General features: G+C 54.7%; 13 protein-coding genes and 2 pseudogenes. 9 read left to right on the plus strand and 6 right to left on the minus strand.

Features of this window, described 5'->3' with window-relative positions; genetic code table 11:
- Nucleotides 1–25 precede the first annotated feature (25 nt).
- Nucleotides 26–637, minus strand: a complete 612-nt coding sequence (locus S101446_RS16370) for a hypothetical protein (RefSeq protein WP_087608961.1) — start codon at nucleotides 635–637, stop codon at nucleotides 26–28.
- Nucleotides 638–1,311: 674 nt separating this feature from the next.
- On the opposite strand from S101446_RS16370, the gene S101446_RS16375 reads away from it, so the two are divergent.
- The 3 genes and pseudogenes from S101446_RS16375 to S101446_RS17875 all read left to right on the plus strand — a co-directional run bounded on the left by S101446_RS16375 (nucleotide 1,312) and on the right by S101446_RS17875 (nucleotide 4,769).
- On the plus strand, nucleotides 1,312–2,655 hold the full coding sequence (locus S101446_RS16375) for an IS1182 family transposase (protein ID WP_087608962.1): 1,344 nt from the start codon (nucleotides 1,312–1,314) through the stop codon (nucleotides 2,653–2,655).
- Nucleotides 2,656–2,777: 122 nt separating this feature from the next.
- A pseudogene (locus tag S101446_RS16380) lies at nucleotides 2,778–3,613 on the plus strand (transposase).
- Between the two features lie 595 nt (nucleotides 3,614–4,208).
- The gene (locus S101446_RS17875) at nucleotides 4,209–4,769 is read left to right on the plus strand and encodes a hypothetical protein (protein ID WP_157684878.1); all 561 of its coding nucleotides are present in this window, start codon (nucleotides 4,209–4,211) and stop codon (nucleotides 4,767–4,769) included.
- Nucleotides 4,770–4,820: 51 nt separating this feature from the next.
- Here S101446_RS17875 and S101446_RS16385 read toward each other — a convergent pair whose 3' ends face one another.
- Together S101446_RS16385 and S101446_RS16390 are read right to left on the minus strand one after the other, a co-directional pair.
- Nucleotides 4,821–5,495, minus strand: coding sequence for a hypothetical protein (locus S101446_RS16385; RefSeq protein ID WP_087608964.1), 675 nt, complete (start codon nucleotides 5,493–5,495; stop codon nucleotides 4,821–4,823).
- 109 nt (nucleotides 5,496–5,604) lie between these two features.
- Nucleotides 5,605–6,276 carry a hypothetical protein gene (locus tag S101446_RS16390; RefSeq protein WP_087608965.1) on the minus strand — a complete coding sequence of 224 codons (672 nt, stop codon included), beginning with the start codon at nucleotides 6,274–6,276 and terminating at the stop codon, nucleotides 5,605–5,607.
- Nucleotides 6,277–6,769: 493 nt separating this feature from the next.
- Here S101446_RS16390 and S101446_RS16395 point away from each other — a divergent pair, with 493 nt between their 5' ends.
- Nucleotides 6,770–6,973 carry a hypothetical protein gene (locus S101446_RS16395; RefSeq protein ID WP_007396645.1) on the plus strand — a complete coding sequence of 68 codons (204 nt, stop codon included), beginning with the start codon at nucleotides 6,770–6,772 and terminating at the stop codon, nucleotides 6,971–6,973.
- 423 nt (nucleotides 6,974–7,396) lie between these two features.
- On the plus strand, nucleotides 7,397–7,696 hold the full coding sequence (locus S101446_RS16400) for a helix-turn-helix domain-containing protein (RefSeq protein ID WP_083824363.1): 300 nt from the start codon (nucleotides 7,397–7,399) through the stop codon (nucleotides 7,694–7,696).
- A 319-nt stretch (nucleotides 7,697–8,015) separates the two neighbouring features.
- Here the strand turns inward: S101446_RS16400 and S101446_RS16405 are convergent, their stop codons facing one another.
- Nucleotides 8,016–8,996, minus strand: a complete 981-nt coding sequence (locus S101446_RS16405; protein WP_167376466.1) for an IS110 family RNA-guided transposase — start codon at nucleotides 8,994–8,996, stop codon at nucleotides 8,016–8,018.
- 349 nt (nucleotides 8,997–9,345) lie between these two features.
- Here S101446_RS16405 and S101446_RS16410 point away from each other — a divergent pair, with 349 nt between their 5' ends.
- The 3 genes from S101446_RS16410 (at nucleotide 9,346) to S101446_RS16425 (ending at nucleotide 13,972) form a co-directional block, all read left to right on the plus strand.
- Nucleotides 9,346–9,642 (plus strand): hypothetical protein, encoded by a 297-nt coding sequence (locus S101446_RS16410; RefSeq protein ID WP_087608967.1) that lies wholly within the window; start codon nucleotides 9,346–9,348, stop codon nucleotides 9,640–9,642.
- Nucleotides 9,642–12,860, plus strand: a complete 3,219-nt coding sequence (mobF, locus tag S101446_RS16415) for a MobF family relaxase (protein WP_087608968.1) — start codon at nucleotides 9,642–9,644, stop codon at nucleotides 12,858–12,860. The genes S101446_RS16410 and mobF overlap by 1 nt, the downstream gene beginning before the upstream one ends.
- A 626-nt stretch (nucleotides 12,861–13,486) precedes the next feature.
- A complete protein-coding gene (locus tag S101446_RS16425) occupies nucleotides 13,487–13,972 on the plus strand; it encodes a MucR family transcriptional regulator (RefSeq protein ID WP_087608970.1) in 486 nt (161 codons plus the stop codon).
- 389 nt (nucleotides 13,973–14,361) lie between these two features.
- Here the strand turns inward: S101446_RS16425 and S101446_RS16430 are convergent, their stop codons facing one another.
- A complete protein-coding gene (locus S101446_RS16430; RefSeq protein WP_087608971.1) occupies nucleotides 14,362–15,906 on the minus strand; it encodes a Fic family protein in 1,545 nt (514 codons plus the stop codon).
- Nucleotides 15,907–16,212: 306 nt separating this feature from the next.
- Here S101446_RS16430 and S101446_RS18820 point away from each other — a divergent pair.
- A pseudogene (locus tag S101446_RS18820) lies at nucleotides 16,213–16,438 on the plus strand (MucR family transcriptional regulator); the annotation flags it as partial.
- 81 nt (nucleotides 16,439–16,519) lie between these two features.
- On the opposite strand, the gene S101446_RS16440 reads toward S101446_RS18820, so the two are convergent.
- Entirely contained in the window at nucleotides 16,520–17,125 is a 606-nt protein-coding gene (locus S101446_RS16440; protein WP_087608973.1) for a hypothetical protein, read from the minus strand.
- Between the last annotated feature and the right edge of the window lie 42 nt (nucleotides 17,126–17,167).

The following is a 17,167-nucleotide window of genomic DNA, read 5'->3' on the forward strand; positions in this document are numbered from 1 at the left end:
GCAAGGCTAATACCAAAAAGAAAAGTCATGCGTACGGTGATGTACCGTCTTCACTCAGTGACAAGACAAGGTCGAGGTGCCAATACACATGACCATAAGTCGCGTTTGCCGGACGGAGCTCTCCACGACCGACCAATAGGTCAACTACTGCGTTGCCGGAGCCGTTGGCGGAAACCAGACCCATCCCCAGCGGATCGGGCTGTCGGATCTGCTGCGGATGCACACGCTGTCGTTCGATTAGCAGGCGCTTGCGTACGTCTGTGAGTAGCACAATTGCATTATCACTGGGGTTCACCAGGTCATCAACGGCAAACCCCTTTAATCTCAGACGCCATGCATTCACCTGATTGCTGCCATCAAATGGCATGACCGGTTTGTTCAGTGCGCCCGTGTATATTCCCAAAGCTTCAGCTAGTTGTTCAGTTTTGCTGATATGCCGATCAAGAAGCGTGACCGCAGGTAGCTCAGCGTCTGTTGCAGGCCAATCCAGCCCGCGATAGACGCGCGAAACAGTCGTGCTACCGCCGGCTGGTGTGTAATCAGATAGGTCGGTCGGGTAACCGTTCCCTGGCGTGATTTCCTTCAGAGCGTCTGTAATGGCCTTGAGAATACGAAGGCGGAATGGATCAGTGGTCATTTGAGGTCCTTTTTAAAGATGGGACCGCGTCGTTTTGACGACACAAGCATTATGACAGAAAAAATACGTCATTTCTGCCGGAGTTTGTCGTATCCGAACGCATTTACGCTCATGTATTTATTGTTATTAAGTCATGGGATCCTCCGTTATTTATGTTTCTCAATGGACGCACCCGAACATGTCGGTGATGTATCCACGACTGACCATCTGGCATAGCCGCGGGTTACACAAGTTGAATTTGCGTTTAGAGACAATATTCAGGAATATGTTGATGTACGTCCAGTTAAGGTAACGAAAACGCCCGGTGTTTTCTAAAGAAAAAAGTTGTCCTAAAAGGGGTTATGTATGTTCGCTCCTGATTGGTTCAGCAATGCTGCGTGCCGTAAGTTCGCAATCCGTATCCCGCGGACGTATCAGACGAACAACGCTTGTCGACTGTCCCCTATTTCGTGCTGGTCCGAGAAGACTCGGAGCAGCGGAGTGATGATTTGCGCGACTTCTTCATCCGATTGCACTGGAGTAGATCCAGTTTGGATGAACACATTCGAACTAGTGAAAACATCCGATAAATATTAAGTTAGAGCAATTCCACCACGCCAGTGTTCCGGGAAATTACTCTAGCAGCCTGTCGGGTTGGGGTACCCTGTGAAGGGGGGCGGTTGTAAGGTTATGAGATGAGCAGCTTTATCCCGTTTGACCGGTCTCAGCCGTATCTTCTGCCGCCTGATTTGAAGTCGTGGCTTCCGGCTGACGATATGGCGCATTTCATTGTTGCCGCTGTTGAGCGGGTTCCGATGACCGCGTTCTGCGTGCCGGTGCGCACGGGTGGCAAGGCGCAGTATCATCCGCGGCTGATGCTGGCCCTTCTGATTTTCAGTTATGCGAACGGGATTTTTTCCTCACGGCGGATCGAGCGGGCGACATATCGTGACATCGGGGTGCGCTTCGTGGCGGCGAACCTGCATCCGGATCACGACACGATTGCCGCCTTTCGCCGAACGAACCGGACGGCCATTGAAGCTGCATTTGCGCAGGTCCTGCTTCTGGCGCGCGAGACGGGCCTGCTGCGTCTGGGTGTGGTGTCGATCGACGGCACGAAGATTGATGCCGACGCCTCGAAATACCGCTCCCTGCGCTACGACCGGATCAGGGCCCTGCGTGAACAGTTGGGGGTGGATATCGCGAAACTGATGGAACAGGCGGAGCACGCGGACGCCACAGACAGTGATCCGCAGGCATTGCCGGAAGAACTTGCCCGCCGGGAAACGCTGAAAGCGAAGCTGGATGAAGCCTGCGCCCGGCTGGAAGCTGACGCGAAGGCTCAGGCCGAGGCGGCGCGACCGGCATACGAGAAAAAGAAAGCCGTCTATGACGCAAAAACAGGGCGTCGCGGCCGGGCGCCGAAACCGCCCGATGATGAACCACCACCCGAGAGACAGATCAGCCTGACTGATCCGGACAGCCGCCTCATGCGGCGTTCGGACGCCCATGAGTTCCGGCAGGCTTACAATGCTCAGGCTGTGGTCTGCGCTGAAGGCAGCCAGCTGATCGTGACAACCGGCGTTGTCGCCACGTCAGCGGACGCGCCGTCCTTTACCAGCACGGTGCTGTCGATGGAAAACACGATCGGTCTCCCAAAGACAGTGCTCGCCGACACCGGTTACGCCAACGGGCAGGCAGTCCGGGACCTGCGGAAAAAAGGTATCGATCCGCTGGTCGCCATCGGACGGCCTCGCGCCCGCAGGCCATATGATTTCCGGCCACCTCCTGAAAACAAGGAGCCACGCCGGATAACCGAACCCTGGCGGCTAGCCATGAAGGACAGGCTGGAAACCACAGAAGCCGGAGATGTTTACAGACTACGAAAACAGACCGTTGAACCGGTCTTTGGAATTATCAAAAGCATCATGGGGTTCAGAAGATTCAGTCTGCGCAGCCTTGCAAAAGTTACGACCGAATGGACACTCGTCGCTCTCGCATACAACTGCAAAAGAATGGCTCGGCTTCACGCAGCATAAGCCGGGTCTGCCTCGGCGTTATCAGCCGCAAAATGCCCAACCCGACAGGCTGCTAGAGCATGTCAACTGAACTATGAACCGCGCGGTGCGACACGGGGCATAGATTATAATTTACCGTTTCCATTGATGGAGCTGGTGATGGCGCGAGCATTGAGCGACGATCCTCGGGTGCGCGTTCTGGAAGCCGGAGCAACTGGCGGCTCGGGATAGGGATTTCGTCGGCTCTCCGGTGGCTTCGGCGTGAGCGCGAAAGCCGCGAACGAGCGGCGCGCCGTCAGGGCAAGCCGCGCGGCGAGAAGCTGGACGGATATGAGGCCTTTATCGTCGGCATGATCGAAGCGCAGAAAGATATCGCGCTCAACGAGATGGCAGCGCGCCTGAAGGATAGCAGGCTGCTGGCATCGGCCGCAGCATGCTCAGCTGAGGACGGCGGCAGCGCGCGTGGACACTCAAAAGAAGACCGCACATGCAACGGAGCAGGAGCGCGAAGATATCCTGAAACGTCGGCAGGACTGGTTCGGTTCGACGACCCGCCTGACCTCGATCCGCCCCGTTTGGTCTTCATTGACGAAACCTGCCTCTCCACGAGGATTGCCCGCCTGCTTGGTCGCTCTTTGCGCGGAGAATGCTGTCGGGCAGGCGTTCCTCATGGCCGGAAAACCATCACTTTCACCGCTGGCCTGCTCCTCTCAGGCATGACCGCACCCTTCGTGCATGATGGTGCCACGAACAGCGAGATTTTTCAGGCCTACGTGAAGCATGTTCTCATGCCGACGCTGAGCCCAGGCGATATCGTCGTGCTGGACAATCTGCCGGTTCACGAGGTTCCGGGAGCGCGAAAGGTCATTGAACGAATGGGGCTCAGATGATGCTCCTGCCTCCCTATAACCCCGATTTCAACCGGATCGAAATGGCATTCGCCAACTTCTTTACAGCCGCTGGATATGAAGCGGAATAAAGCGGACATGCTCTCGAGTTGCGCTACAGCAAATGAGCATGTGGGCGTATAGTCTTTCACGCCTTTGATTGGACAAGCGTACCAATGCTTCTTGCCTCGGCAGTGCCAAATGAGGTGTACCGACTCCGGGGTCCGGTCGAAATCCTATGGACGAGATGGAGGCGATTACGGACTGTCGCAACGAAGCACGCGAGAAAAAAGGTTTCGTCTTCTGCCTCTTTCGGGATCAACCCTCATGCGATATGCCGTGAGACCAACCGGTTTAGAATGCGATCTCGCATTATTTACCGAGCATCGACGGGATGTGTCTCGGGAGGGTGGAATATCTTTTAGGATAAAAGGTACAACGGCGCAATGTAGGGAAAAATAAATCTATACGATAATATGAAATAAGCATAGGATATGTAAAGCGAAGAAAAACAGATTTACGTTAAACCATAACTATGATAATTGACAAAAAGGGCATCGATATTTATTTATGGATCCCATTGATGATGTCGGTCATATGATAATGATCATCAACATAACGTATACTATTGTACCGCCAGCACTTAGATAAGTGGTGGGGACGTGGACATGGAGGTTTTGACAAAAAATGAACAAAGAGAAACAGATAATTCGATATTTTTCTAATATTTTATATGGGGCAGTGTTATGCATTGGAATTACCCAGGTTTCTAAGGGCTATGCCGAGACGCCGTCTGCTGGTACACCTCATATATTTGGAAACTGCGTTGTTGCGACCACGACAGAGCGATTGAGTGGTTTAGCGCTATTTTGTGGAATTTCTGAAGGCTTGATGAAGAAGAACATAAATATTGATGCTCTGTATGATCAGAAAACAAAAACAGCTGCCCCAGTGCTCACTTTTCGCGACAGCGATGTGAAAGACAAGGTGGATGGAAAATTTGTCTATGGCAATAATTGTTCTAATACGGCAACTGTAGATTCAACAGGTGTGGTATGGTATATTAAAGAGCGAGATCTCTCGCGTTGGGATGGCATATACCGTTGTCTTATGAGTTCACCTGCCCTTGCTGTGGAGGGACCGTTTGGATCACAAACCCTAGACATTACGGGACTAGGTCAAGCGTTCGAGTATTTTACGGAACAGTACAAGGCTATTCATCATCAGCCGTTCCCAGGGTGGCACTGATTAACCGTGGTGTTCTGCCTGCCCATTCTCAACGAACGGGCAGGAACCGGTCTATTTCCCCATAGTTGCCTTGACTTCGTTCACCCGATCAAGAAGGGCTTTGGCCTCTGTCGGGGTAATCACATCGGTGAATGTGGTTTCGTCACTTGCAACGAACTGAAAGTCCCACGGACGGTTGAGACCAGCAATATATTCGACTGTGCTGCGTAGGATGGGCGCGACCAGCTCGGAACTATGACTACAGTCTCTCTCAATGGAAGCATCCGGTAAAATGCCGCCAACCACGCCGCCCCATGGTGCAATTGTTTCCGTACACTGTCCATTTGCGTTCGTCTGATTGACATTAATAAAGGCCGGACCGGCACTGTCCATGTATTTCATATGGGCGAATTCGCGAAAACCGCTTCCATTAAATGCTTCCTGATCCCAGAGGGTCGCCCCAACAAAATAGAGCACGTCGCCAGGTTGGCCCAGCGGACTAGGCTTTGTTAAAACGGCAGCGTCCAGCCACGCATATCCACCATGCAACGTGCCTTTTGAGGGCAAACTCTTCTGCAGGATGATGATTGCGGGGTTCCATGGCTGGTTCACGACCGTCGTTTTTTCCTGGATTTCTGCCTCGGACATTTTCATCAGGCGTTCTTCGCGACCGGCAAATGCTCGGCCTGAAATGCCTGCCACGATGATGGCTGCCATTACGCTGCTTAACGCGATGCGTGTCCGCATAAGATTGAGTCTCCGTCATAAACTGTGACTAAACGTAACATGGGACAGAGCTTTTGCTATGGCGGAACCCGTATAAGACTTCCCGGTTTGAGTATATCTTCTGACGATTTTAAATACGCGTCGCGAAGCATTCCACTCTTCTATCCCTGATTTCCTGACGGGTAAGCCGCAAAAGAAAGCCTTCTTTCTGGCGTTTTCCTGACTGATCAATGAGGCGAGGCGTAATTTCAAAGATCGAGACGTCGGTGCCTTCCCTGTAAAATCCTAAAATTACTGCTGGGCTAGCGTTCTCAGGAACATCGAATGCTATAGTCGCCCGTCGTGCGAGTCCGACTATGATGCGGAACGCATAGCGTGCTCCCTTGATGGTGGCGTACAGATCAATATGCTGATCTAAAGCCTCGTGATCCTCGTAGGCGGGAAAAACGGCCCGTCCGCCGTCCATGAATATCAGCCCAGCCAGAATATATGCGGCGCCATCGGTTACGGGTGATTGCGGATTGGCTCTGGCGCGGGAAGGTGGCGCAGCTTGGATCCCAAGCGCAAGCCATGCACGATCCACCTCAAGGATCCTGGAGAGAATAGAAATTTTGTCATCTCGGGGGCGTGAGGCTCCGGTGCACCATTTCCGGATGGTCTCGAGCGAAACCTCGATATTATGTTCTGATAGCTTTGTCTGCAACCATGTCAGACGCCCGTATTTATGGGCCGGTCCGTAACCGAACTGCTCACATGCATCAAGCAGACGCTTTGAGAAAGAGCTATCAACAGACGTTTTCATCTTTTGTCCCGCGGGCGGATTGTACATAGCTTAACTGAGGTGCAGTTATTGAAATGGGGTGGTTAGATATCCGTATACACAATATAAGTCTTTCGTAGATGGGCTGAACGGAGACTTCTTCAGTCCGTTATGGATCGAATAGTATCATAATTTTCCACGTATTATGTAAAAAAGTGATTCGTTTTTCAGTTCCTGTAAAGTAGGAAATGGGCGAGATTCCTAAAAACTGTTTCTCGTATCGCATTGATATTTCTTAATGTCTTGCGGAAGGGAGGCGATGTCTGCAGTCAGTCACCTCGCATTTGACCAGAAGATCAACTTATAGGTGATATCCATATCAACTTCTGGTGGAAGAGTTTGACGTAACATAAGACGGTGGAGGTATCACATCAGGAGATGGGCCTTGCCTACTTTTCGTAAGCCACCGAGGTGGCAATCAGGAGAACTTTACACTTTCCTCTGGGATATTTTCCCCGGACATCGAACGCCCCTGATGCGCCTGGACGTTGCCCGGATCGCCCATGAAGTGGATCGAAGTGGCGAAACGGTTTATAAATGGTTGCGTTGCGGGTCATTCAATATGGAGGCTGCCAGAGCGCTCTGTCGTATTGCCAATTCACAGAATAATGCGGAAGTGCTTGCTGAAAAAGGCAAGAAGCCGCCTGATATTAATGATTTCATTCCCTTCATCGGCTGAGCACTACAGAACCAAGAACCAGAGCAACGTGCTTCTTTACCACGCGTGTCACGGCACACGTCGTGTGGATCCAGATATTGAACCCTGTCCGTGTGGTGGTTTGATAGCCGCGATCACGGGTCAGATTCGCCGGTGAGCGTCCACGCTGTTGATGTGCATTATCGAGGATGCACTAAAGTCGCTTCGACTTCGGTCCCAAAAATAGGTTCCCTCCAATATATTTTCCGCACGGCAGCCGCTAGTATTCGGGATTGTCGCTTCCCGAGGATGAATGGAGTATGCCACAGGCAACCGGTGGTTCGAGGTAAGGGATAAGAGCACGAATGATGCCCCCGCTGCTGAGTTAAATCCAAAGTGTGGACTATGTTCCATAGGACTATAGTCCGTGGATTATAATCTGCAAGCCTGTTCATCTTTTTCCTTATGAGCAGAACAACAGGTGTTTCAACTCGGGCCCGGGCGCCCCGCAGACCACGACGACCCGCGCTGGAAATCAGAACGGGGACGGGTGAAGATCCTCGTGTGGTGCTTGGACGCATCATACACCGAGAACGGATCCGTTTCGGCATAAGCCAGGAGGAACTTGCAGACCGTGCTGAACTGGATCGAACGTATATCAGTGGGATGGAACGAGGAATGAGGAATCCGACGTTTCTGGTAATCCTTCGTCTCGCCCGTGTTCTGGAGATTAGTCCGGCAGTTTTGGTGGAGCTGGAAGAATAGCACGCCAGCTGCCGAGAATCTGAATCCTATCCTGACAACAGGCTCTGTTCACGTGACAAGGCATGCTGATCGTCGTTGAGCAAGTTGGGCATGGTTTCTCCACCTTTTTGGCAGGGGAAGCATTGGACTGTCGAAGTAGCAAGTGACATCTTATGACTACTGCCTAAACACGACGTTCGGACGGAGCCATTACCGCGTGAACGTCGCGGGGAATCAGTTCGTCAGACAAACCCGTGGTGTCACCTTGGTAGCGTCGACAAGTCCGGGATCCGTCTGGATGCGGCAGGTGCAGGTCGTAACCCGAGAGTATCCGTTGTGGTCAAGCGTGTTTTGGCGTCCAAAGCCGATTTTTGTGAAGCAGGGCGTTTGCGAGGACGACGAGCTTTCGCATGATTGCGGTAATGGCGATCTTGGCGTGTTTTCCCTTTGCGATAAGGCGATCGTAAACACGCTTGAGGTCTGGGTTGAACCGCATGGCGACGATGGCCGGCATGTAGAGAGCTTGCCTTACGGTGGCCCGACCCCCCTGGATGAAGCTGCGGCCTCGCCATGTGCCGGACTGGCGCGTGATGGGTGCCAGCCCGGCCAGTGCGGCTGCCTGACCTTCTTCCATCATGCCGAGTTCGGGCATGTCGGCCAGAAGCGCATGAGCCGTGATCGTTCCCAGTCCCGGAATACTGGCCAGCACGTCCCGGCGCCGGGACAGATGCGCATCTTCCGCCACGAGCGCGTCAGTTGCCGCATCGAGGGATGTGACCTGCGCCTCGATCTGCCGCAGGCGATGACGCGCGTGGCGCTGCAGCAAGCCGATCGTGAGGGTCTTGAGACGATTGAGCGTTGCCGTGCGATCTCGCATCAGACTGCGGCGAGCGGCCACCAGTTCGGCCAGACGGTTCTGTAGATCCGTGCGGACTGGACGCGCCACCGGATCCAGCAGGGCACCATAGCGTGCCAGCATCAACGCATCGACGCGATCTGTCTTCGCGAGTTTGCCGGTGGCTTCGGCGAAACGCCGCGCCTGTCGTGGATTAACCTTGACCTGCGGGATACCAGCGGCCGCCAGGCGTTCCTCCAGTGTGCGGTGATAGGGGCCGGTTGGCTCGAACACCACCCGGGCAACGGCTTTGATGTCGCCGATCCAGCGCAGAAGTGCGGTCTGGCCCTTGCGGGTGTTGGCGACACGGACGGTATCACCGCCGGGGTGACGGGCGGCGTCGAGATGATCCTTGGATACATCGATCCCAATTGTGATCGATGCGTGTGGCAACTCGGCCTTGGAAGCCGCAACTGGATGCGTCATCTTTTCCATGTCCTATGCTTGTCATCCGAGGCCGAACCTCGGGTATCCGTTCAGGGCACAAGGAAAAGAAGGGGTGGTCATACTCTCAAGACGACCTATTACGGTCTGCCTGTTGCCGACCCGTCCCCTTCCTGATTTTTCCGGGGTGGCCACCCCGGAAAAATCAGTCCTTTGTCGCACGCAGCGACACGGAATGCATAAGACAAGCACATGTTGATTTGCTGTTCCGGCCTGCGCAAAAGTCACCTTTTGCGCAGGCGCGGGCAATGAAGGATGCCTCGGGCAGAAGAAAATCAGTAAAGTCGCGTGATGCTACGTGACACTTTCCCATGTTCTGACGTGGGAAGCGATGAAGATGGGCGCGACAACCGAGAGGCAAGGCATATCCCCAATCCGGGGCGACGATGTGTGGGAAAGGCTGCGGGCGATTGAGGACAAATTGTCCCTGATCATTGAAATCCTCTCGCCGGAAGATTCCGACGGGCCCACGCTTGATGAGATTCTCGGCCGATTGGTAACCTTGATCGCAGCCCAGAACCCTATGCTCAGACGTATTGATCTTACAACCGGCAGGTTGCTCGACATTCAGGAGGGGAGGACGCCCCGCTCCGCCCGGCCCGACGATGAGTATGGAGCCGATGCCTGATGATGACATTCCGGAAAATCTCGGCTGAAAGCAGCGGTCGGCTGATCACTGCCTATTTCACGCAGGAATTGCCAGATCCGGAACACGACTTCCGTACCCAGCCCGGAAAAGTGCCTGACGCGGATGGTGGCCGACTGACCAGCTATTACACCGGTCGCGATGGGCGGGCCTCGTGGCGACCGGACATGCGACCCGAGATTGCAGCGGCTCTTGGCATTGATCCCAGGACACCACCGAAGAACGCGCAACTCAATCGCCTGTTTGAAGCAAAGAGGGCCGATAATGGCGAGGACTGGTCAAGGAACGCCCGCAAGATCAGTGCCTATGATCTGACCCTGGCGCCACACAAATCGGTCACGCTCGCGGCCGAGTTCGCGCCGACCGAGGCCGAGAGGGCAGCCATCTGGCACGCCATTGATCGGGCAAACGATGCCACCATGCTCTATGTCGCGCGGGAAATCGGCTTCGCGCGGCGCGGTCATGGAGGCGAAGGTGGAGCCGACCCGGGCGAGGTCGCCTGGGTGTCATTCCGGCATGATACCGCACGCCCGACGGTCGAGGCGCGTGACGCGGGGACAGGTCAGACCTATCTGATCGATACGCCAGCAGGCGGCGATCCCCATGCCCATATCCATAATGCCCTGTTCAATGTCGTGGTTACGGAAGAGGGACATGTGGGTTCACTCGACACGAAGCGGCTGCGATCGCGCGTTCATGAATTTGGAGCATATTTCCAGGCACAGCTCGCCGATGAACTGCGCCGGATCGGCATCGCCCAGCAATACGATGCGAGTGAACAGGCGACGGTCATCTCGGCCGTGCCGCAGGATATATCGGATTTCTTCAGCAAGGGACGACGCAACGTCATCAGGGCGGCCAAGGAGTATGCCGCGGCGGAAGGAGCGGACTGGGCGCATATGCCGATCGAACGCAAGCGCCGCATCCTGTCCATGGCCGGCCTGGCAGCCCGGCTCGACAAGGATAAAGGTACGAGTGACCATGAGATATGGCACGAGCAGGCCAGGCGTCTTGGCTGGGAGAAAAAAAGTCTGCTTGGCACGCCAGTAGCGCCCGTGGGCGCCAGGGAACAACGATACGATATTGCCTACCGTTTCGCTGCGCGCCATCTCGCGAGGGAGTTTGAAACAGCCGCCGTGATCGATCACGACAAGCTCAGAACGTATGCGGCCCGGGGCCTGATCGGCACCGGCATCGAGGGTGGCGTGAAGGACATTGATCATGTCGTGGCCCTTATTGAACAGCGTGGTCTTGAACTCGGCGGGGAACGGGTCTCGCTGATTCAGGAGATGCGTGGCGACAGGCTGAGGGTGACGAATTCCGCGCAGATCGCCATTGAGGAGGACCTCGCGATTCAGGCGGCTCGTGCTTCAGGAGACCGGAGCGGGGCGCTGTCGGACCGCCAGATCACGGAAGCGATCGGACGATCACCCCTCGACTTCGCAAGCGAGCATGGAAAGACCCAGAAGGCTGCGATCTACGCTCTTGGCCGGGGCGGTGCGCTCTCCATGCTCACCGGCGTCGCGGGTTCCGGGAAGACGGCCCTGCTGTCTCCGCTGGTCGATGCGTGGAAACATGATACGCGTTATGACACGAATGGTCGCAGGGTTATCGGGATTGCCAATGCCTGGCGCCAGGCGGACGCATTACGTGAGGCCGGCATCTTTGACACAAGCGCGATGCTGCCCTTTTTGGCGCGGCTGGAGCGCGGTGACGTTGATGTGGACCAGAATACGGTGCTGGTGATTGACGAGGTCGGTCAGGTCGGCCCGCGCCAGATGCTTCGCCTGTTACAGTTGCAGCGCGATACCGGTTGCACGATCAAGGCGCTGGGTGACCACGAGCAGGCGCAGAATATCGAGGCAGGGGACGCCATCGAGATGCTGCGCCGGGTCCTGGATCCGGAAGATATGCCTGAGCTTCTGTCCAGTGTCCGGCAGGTATCTGCAAGAAATCGCCAGATTGCTGATCTGTTTCGTGGCGCAGAGCCGGAAGAGAGCGATCTGGAATCCCACGAGTTCAAGGGGGCTGCGGCCAACGCGCATACCGACGAGGAAAATGATGACGACGTCCGTAACAGGTTCCATCTGAAGGAAGTCCGGGACGCGATTGATATGAAACGGGCGGATGGAACGATCCGTCTGGTCGGCGGCGACCATGAGGAAGTCCTGCAGGATATTGCCCGGCTGTATGTGACGCGTCGCGATGCCCTGGCCGCCGAGGGTGCCGGCCTACGGCGTGGTCGGACCAAGACGATCAGCATGTCGGCACTGACCAATCAGGATGCTGCCGATCTGAGTCGGGCAGTCCGTACAATCCTGCAGGAGCGCGGCGAGATCTCGACGCATGAAATCACCGTGCAGGCTATTGATCAGCGCGGCGAAACCTATGATCTTGCGATCGCTATGGGCGACCGGCTTCGGCTGTATCGTCGGACATGGGGCAGTGTGGATGGAAAGGGCGCCACAGTCGGAAATAACGGCGATGTGGTGGAAGTTCTGGCTCATGGCGATGCGGGGCTTCGCGTCCGCACGAAGGAGGGGCTTGTTGCTGATGTTGAATGGCGGCGGTTTCGTGACGCGAAGACTGGTCGGGTACTGCTGGGGTTCGGACATGCCATGACGATTGATGCGGCACAGGGGCTTACTTCAGATGAGCACATCAACGCCCTGCCGCGAGGCGTCGAACTGGCGACGGGATTTACCTCATACGTCGCGGAAAGCCGGGCGCGTGGAACCACATGGACCATGATCTCCGATGGCGCGACGTTTGAGGCGGTCCGGAACCAGAGGCCGCTCGGGGATACGACGCCCATCACCAGTGACGACCTGTGGGATCACGTCGCAAAGAAAATGGCGCATAAACCATATAAATCATTGGGCACGGATCTGGTTGCCCGAACCCGCAAGGCCCGGGATGCGAGGATCCGCGAACTGATCGCGCTTGGGCGCATGCAGGAGACACTGACGAAGTCAGGTCGCCCCTATGGAAGGGAGATTATTCTGGAAACGCAGGCGCGGCAGGCCGAGCGCCTGCATAAGGCGCGTCTGGCCGAGATCGACGCCAGGCTGCAGGTCATGATCAGGAACGCACCAGCGGTCATGACGGGTGCAGAGCAGACGCTTCGGAGCCAGCGGGCCGCCCAGGTGCTGGGCAGGCGTCACCATGTGCCATCTGCGTCGCCAGGCGCCGCCAGCTAGAGCGTCCGGCTTTCTGCTGTTCTCACCCGTATCTGGATCCCGCTGACAGTGTGCCATACCGCGACAACATCTCAGATCTGACGCACGCTTTGGTCATTTGCGCAACGAAGTCGGCTGCGTATCGTTAGGGAGGCGAGAAGCAGCAGATAACAGGCCAATGATGGACGATGTGTCTTTCCGAGGAGATCCTGATCCGTTCGACTGCTGGTTGAAGAACGAATTGCGTGCCCGGTTCAATGATGTTGTGCGTGAACCGATCCCTGAAAGTCTGCTGCGCATTATTGGCGCGACTGAAGCTTCCGGGCATGTTCACGCCTCAAGACCTTCCTGGACTGAAGAGGAAGCTGTGTCTGAGTGTTCTGCTGACACCGGATCCAGATGATCTCTTATCGCAGATATGGCGTCTTGATGCTGGGCGGGAAACGGGTAACAGGATTGCCGTAGAAAGCAAGAAGTGTTGACGGTCAGATGAAATACAGATGAGCAGGCACAGGATCCTATTGGATATCTGCTCAAGAGCATACCTGTTCTGCAATCTGCCAAATCGTCGAAAACGTCGAGGACTATTCCCAATAGCGGTGTTATATACAGGGCCACAGTTTTTTCGTCTGTTAAGGTGATGGACAATGCCCGAAGAACAACAAAGACAGCTGGCGCTGACCGTGGAAATCATAACTGCTTATGTATCGGAAAATAAAATATCGCCGGACGAGCTTATCAGGCTGATTGGGACTGTTTACAATTCATTGTCCGCCCCGACTACTTCGGGCGTAAAAGAACAGATACCTGCCGTTCCCATCAAGCGGTCCGTATTTCCGGATTATATCATATGTCTTGAAGATGGGAAAAAGCTGAAAATGCTCAAACGGCATCTGCAGGCATCCTATGGCATGACGCCTGAAGAATATCGGCGGAAATGGGGACTTCCATCTCATTACCCTATGGTCGCTCCCAATTACACAGTACGCCGATCGGAACTTGCGAGAGAGATTGGGCTGGGGCGGGATATAACGTCCACTGCCACCAAATCTGGTGATGAGGACACGACAGAAGCTACATTGTCTGACAGCCCGCAAGGACGTCGCCGGGGTAGAAAGAAGGCCATCCACTAAAAGGGGAACGCGCTGCCGGACCGGGCGGCGCGGCGCTCTCCTGGCTCAGGAACGCGGCAATATACGAAGGCAGAACTTCTTCGCTACGTCGTAGGGTGCCGACAGCGGCTGTTCCGGTTTGACCGGACCATGATCCAGTTCGGGGCGTGACGTCGATAAATCCCGACGAAAGATGCCTTTTATACAATCCAGGTTGCGGATCGCGATCCTAAGCCCTTGCGTTATGCACCTTGTGGAAGAATTCAGTTCTCAGTGAAAATCCATACGCGATGTCTACAAAGTTGTGCTCTCACGAGGGCAGCCTGCCTTTTCCGCTCGGATAGTCCTTTTGCAGATCCCATGTCTGGCGACGGACAACTTTCTTCTTATCACGGGCGGTCCACGTGTAGTCATTCAGAGAATGAACGCCTCAGCGCCTCAGAGATGGCGTTCCAAAGCCTGAATTTTTCGATCATGGGATATTCTTTCTGAATCTTGCCGCTGGGTATGAAATGAGTATCCCGTAATGACCTGATGATGCGGTCGGCATCCATATCCGGCATTTCAACAAGCTCCTTGAGTGCCTGCCGGGCATTATGGTGCGACCGGAGATATATGGCTTCCTCTTTCATGTGGTGCTTGATGGTCATCTCGAGTGCTGCGCTGAGATAGATAACGTGGGGGGCAAAATTGATATAGCGCCAGGCCGGTCTCGCCAGATCAGGGTTCGAGAAGTCGAGATTGGATTTTATCCCATCAGGATAGGTCTTCATGTCATGATCGAAAGAGACATGATCCGTGATCTGTCGCATCAGGGGTTTTGAAACCCTGTCCAGAATCTGGTCGTAGTTTCGCCTGCTCGTCGGGTCTCCAATGATGGTGGCTGAGATGGGAAGGATGATCTGGTCGGGGATGACGCCGTCCCGCCTGAGAACGTCGTTTATCAGGAACCGGTGTACACGGCCGTTTCCGTCAGAAAGAGGATGGATGTAGACGAACCCGAAGGCTGCCACGGCGCTACGCATGACAGAAGACTGTCCTTCAGTCCTGTCGAGGAAAGTTTTTAATCCTTCAAGCATATCCGCTACGTCGTCTGCGGGAGGCGCGAGGTAGTGAACAACATTCTCGTACCTCATCGTGTATTCTCCAACGAATACCGGTGACAGCCGTAAGCCAAAATGCTCGGTTATTGTGACGTCACCGAGGATGTTGCGTTGCAATTCGGCAAGGTCAGTATCTGTCAGGGGGACTGTCCCTTGCCCGGTTCTCGTGGCGAGTACGTGGCTGAAGCGCTGGATCCGGTCAAGTTGATGCTCCTCACCTTCAATGGTGAAACTTGCCTTGCTTTCCCGGTTTGTCAGCCACACTGCGGCCCGGGCAAGCATGCTCTCGCCGAACTCCTGCACCAGTTCACCGTAATCGGCAGACACGTCCATCTCCGCAGCCGTCTTGAGTTGACTGGAAAGCGGGATAAAGGGGCAAAAAAAGCGGTTTCCGGGCATGTTGTCACGGACGCGCCATCTGCTGACGTTGCTCGTCTTGTCCGGAGAAGCTGTTACCTGAAAAGATGCGTCCAGTGCGAAGACGTAGTTGCCGCCTAGGTCGACTGGCGGCACGAGCGTTTGTCCGGTGACGAACTCAAAGAGAAATGACGCCCGTCTGGCATATTGTCCGGTCGGTGCACTGTTTATCCACTCCTGGACAAAACCTGGTCCTGTCTTCGCAAAGACGCGCGCCAGCAGCTCAAGGCTCGTGGGTTCGTGTCGCAGATGAAACTGCAGATGCGCGGCTGCGGTGTCGGCCGGACGCATGTTTTCGGGATATGTCTCGATGCTGTATAAATTATGATGACTGCTCGACCGGCGACTGCCAAGCTGGCTTTTGACAGCCAGTCCACCGAATGGCTCTGCATCATATTTCAGCGCGAGCCACATACCGCCAATCGGGTCTGCCATTGGAATTAGATTCCTGCTGAGTTGTCCAAAACCGTTTATTGATGCTTAAAATCGCATATAAATGGTGCCTTGTGTAAAAAAATATATATGGACAGCCGTGGCCACGCGTATGCTTCCGTCACTTCGTCTTTGTGATCAATAATTCCCACTCGCTGAAGCGCCCTCACGGCGTTGATTTTCACTGAGAACTGATGGTACGGATCAACTGCGGCGTGATGGATTCCTCCACTGGACAGTCAACTCTTCAGCATCCTCCCAGGACCACTGCGAGCCGTCCACACCATCAGTTCTCAGTGAAAATCAACATCCTATGGCGTGACGCTTGAAGAATATCGGCGGAAGTGGGGACTTCCGTCTCATTATCCTATGGTCGCTCCCAATTACACAGTGCGCAGATCGGAACTTGCACGAGAAATCGGATTGGGGCGAGACATAACGTCTGCTGCGACAGAATTTGATGATATGGGCAACGGAACCGGCATTGCCAGAGAGGTCGCAGGAGAAGCGTCGGGGCAGAAAGAAGGCCATCCACCAAAAGCGGAGCGCGCCGTCAGACGAGGCAGCGTGGCTGTCTTTTGATTCAGTCATGATGATGAACAGACGGCTGTCTACCTTATATCCCGACGCTAGAGTCCGGCAGACGAAAGATTCCTTTTATACAATCCAGATTGCGGATTGCGATCTGCGTGTGTGTCTTTTCCCGGAAGGCGCTACCGGGATAGAGTTCGCCGCCTTCCTGGAAAAGGCCGCGCACCGTATCATAAGGTGCGAGATGAGACCCTGTGGCTTCAATAGAATCGTGAAGATACCTGATAACAGCGCAGTCGAGGTTACGAAAAAGTTTATCACTATTTACGTCGTGCCGGGAATCACGGTTCACCGGCATCGGTATATCATCCGTGCTTAATGTCTCTCGCAGGCCTTCATAGGCGGTCTTGAGCATCTCCAGGTCTTCGCGTGTCGTTAAATCAAGACAGTTGCCCAGATCTACGACCAGACAAATAACGAACGGTTTGAAACCGGAATCCCTGCGCTGTTTCTGATATGCCCATTCTTGCGCACGTAACGGGTCGGACTCCCAGACATAGAAACCCGGTCCAAGCCAATCGTAGTCGGTCTCCGACGGAGTTGGTGCGCTTTCTCCGTTAATCAGTTTCCGGCCGACCTCTTCAGAACAACCATGATAACCGAGTACAAAAGATGTATGAAGAGCTGTCAACGCAGTTACGCTTTAAGCATGCCCTCAATGCGTGGGTCACGC

This window comes from Komagataeibacter europaeus (assembly GCF_002173515.1).
In the GTDB taxonomy this organism is placed as follows: Bacteria; Pseudomonadota; Alphaproteobacteria; order Acetobacterales; family Acetobacteraceae; genus Komagataeibacter; species Komagataeibacter europaeus.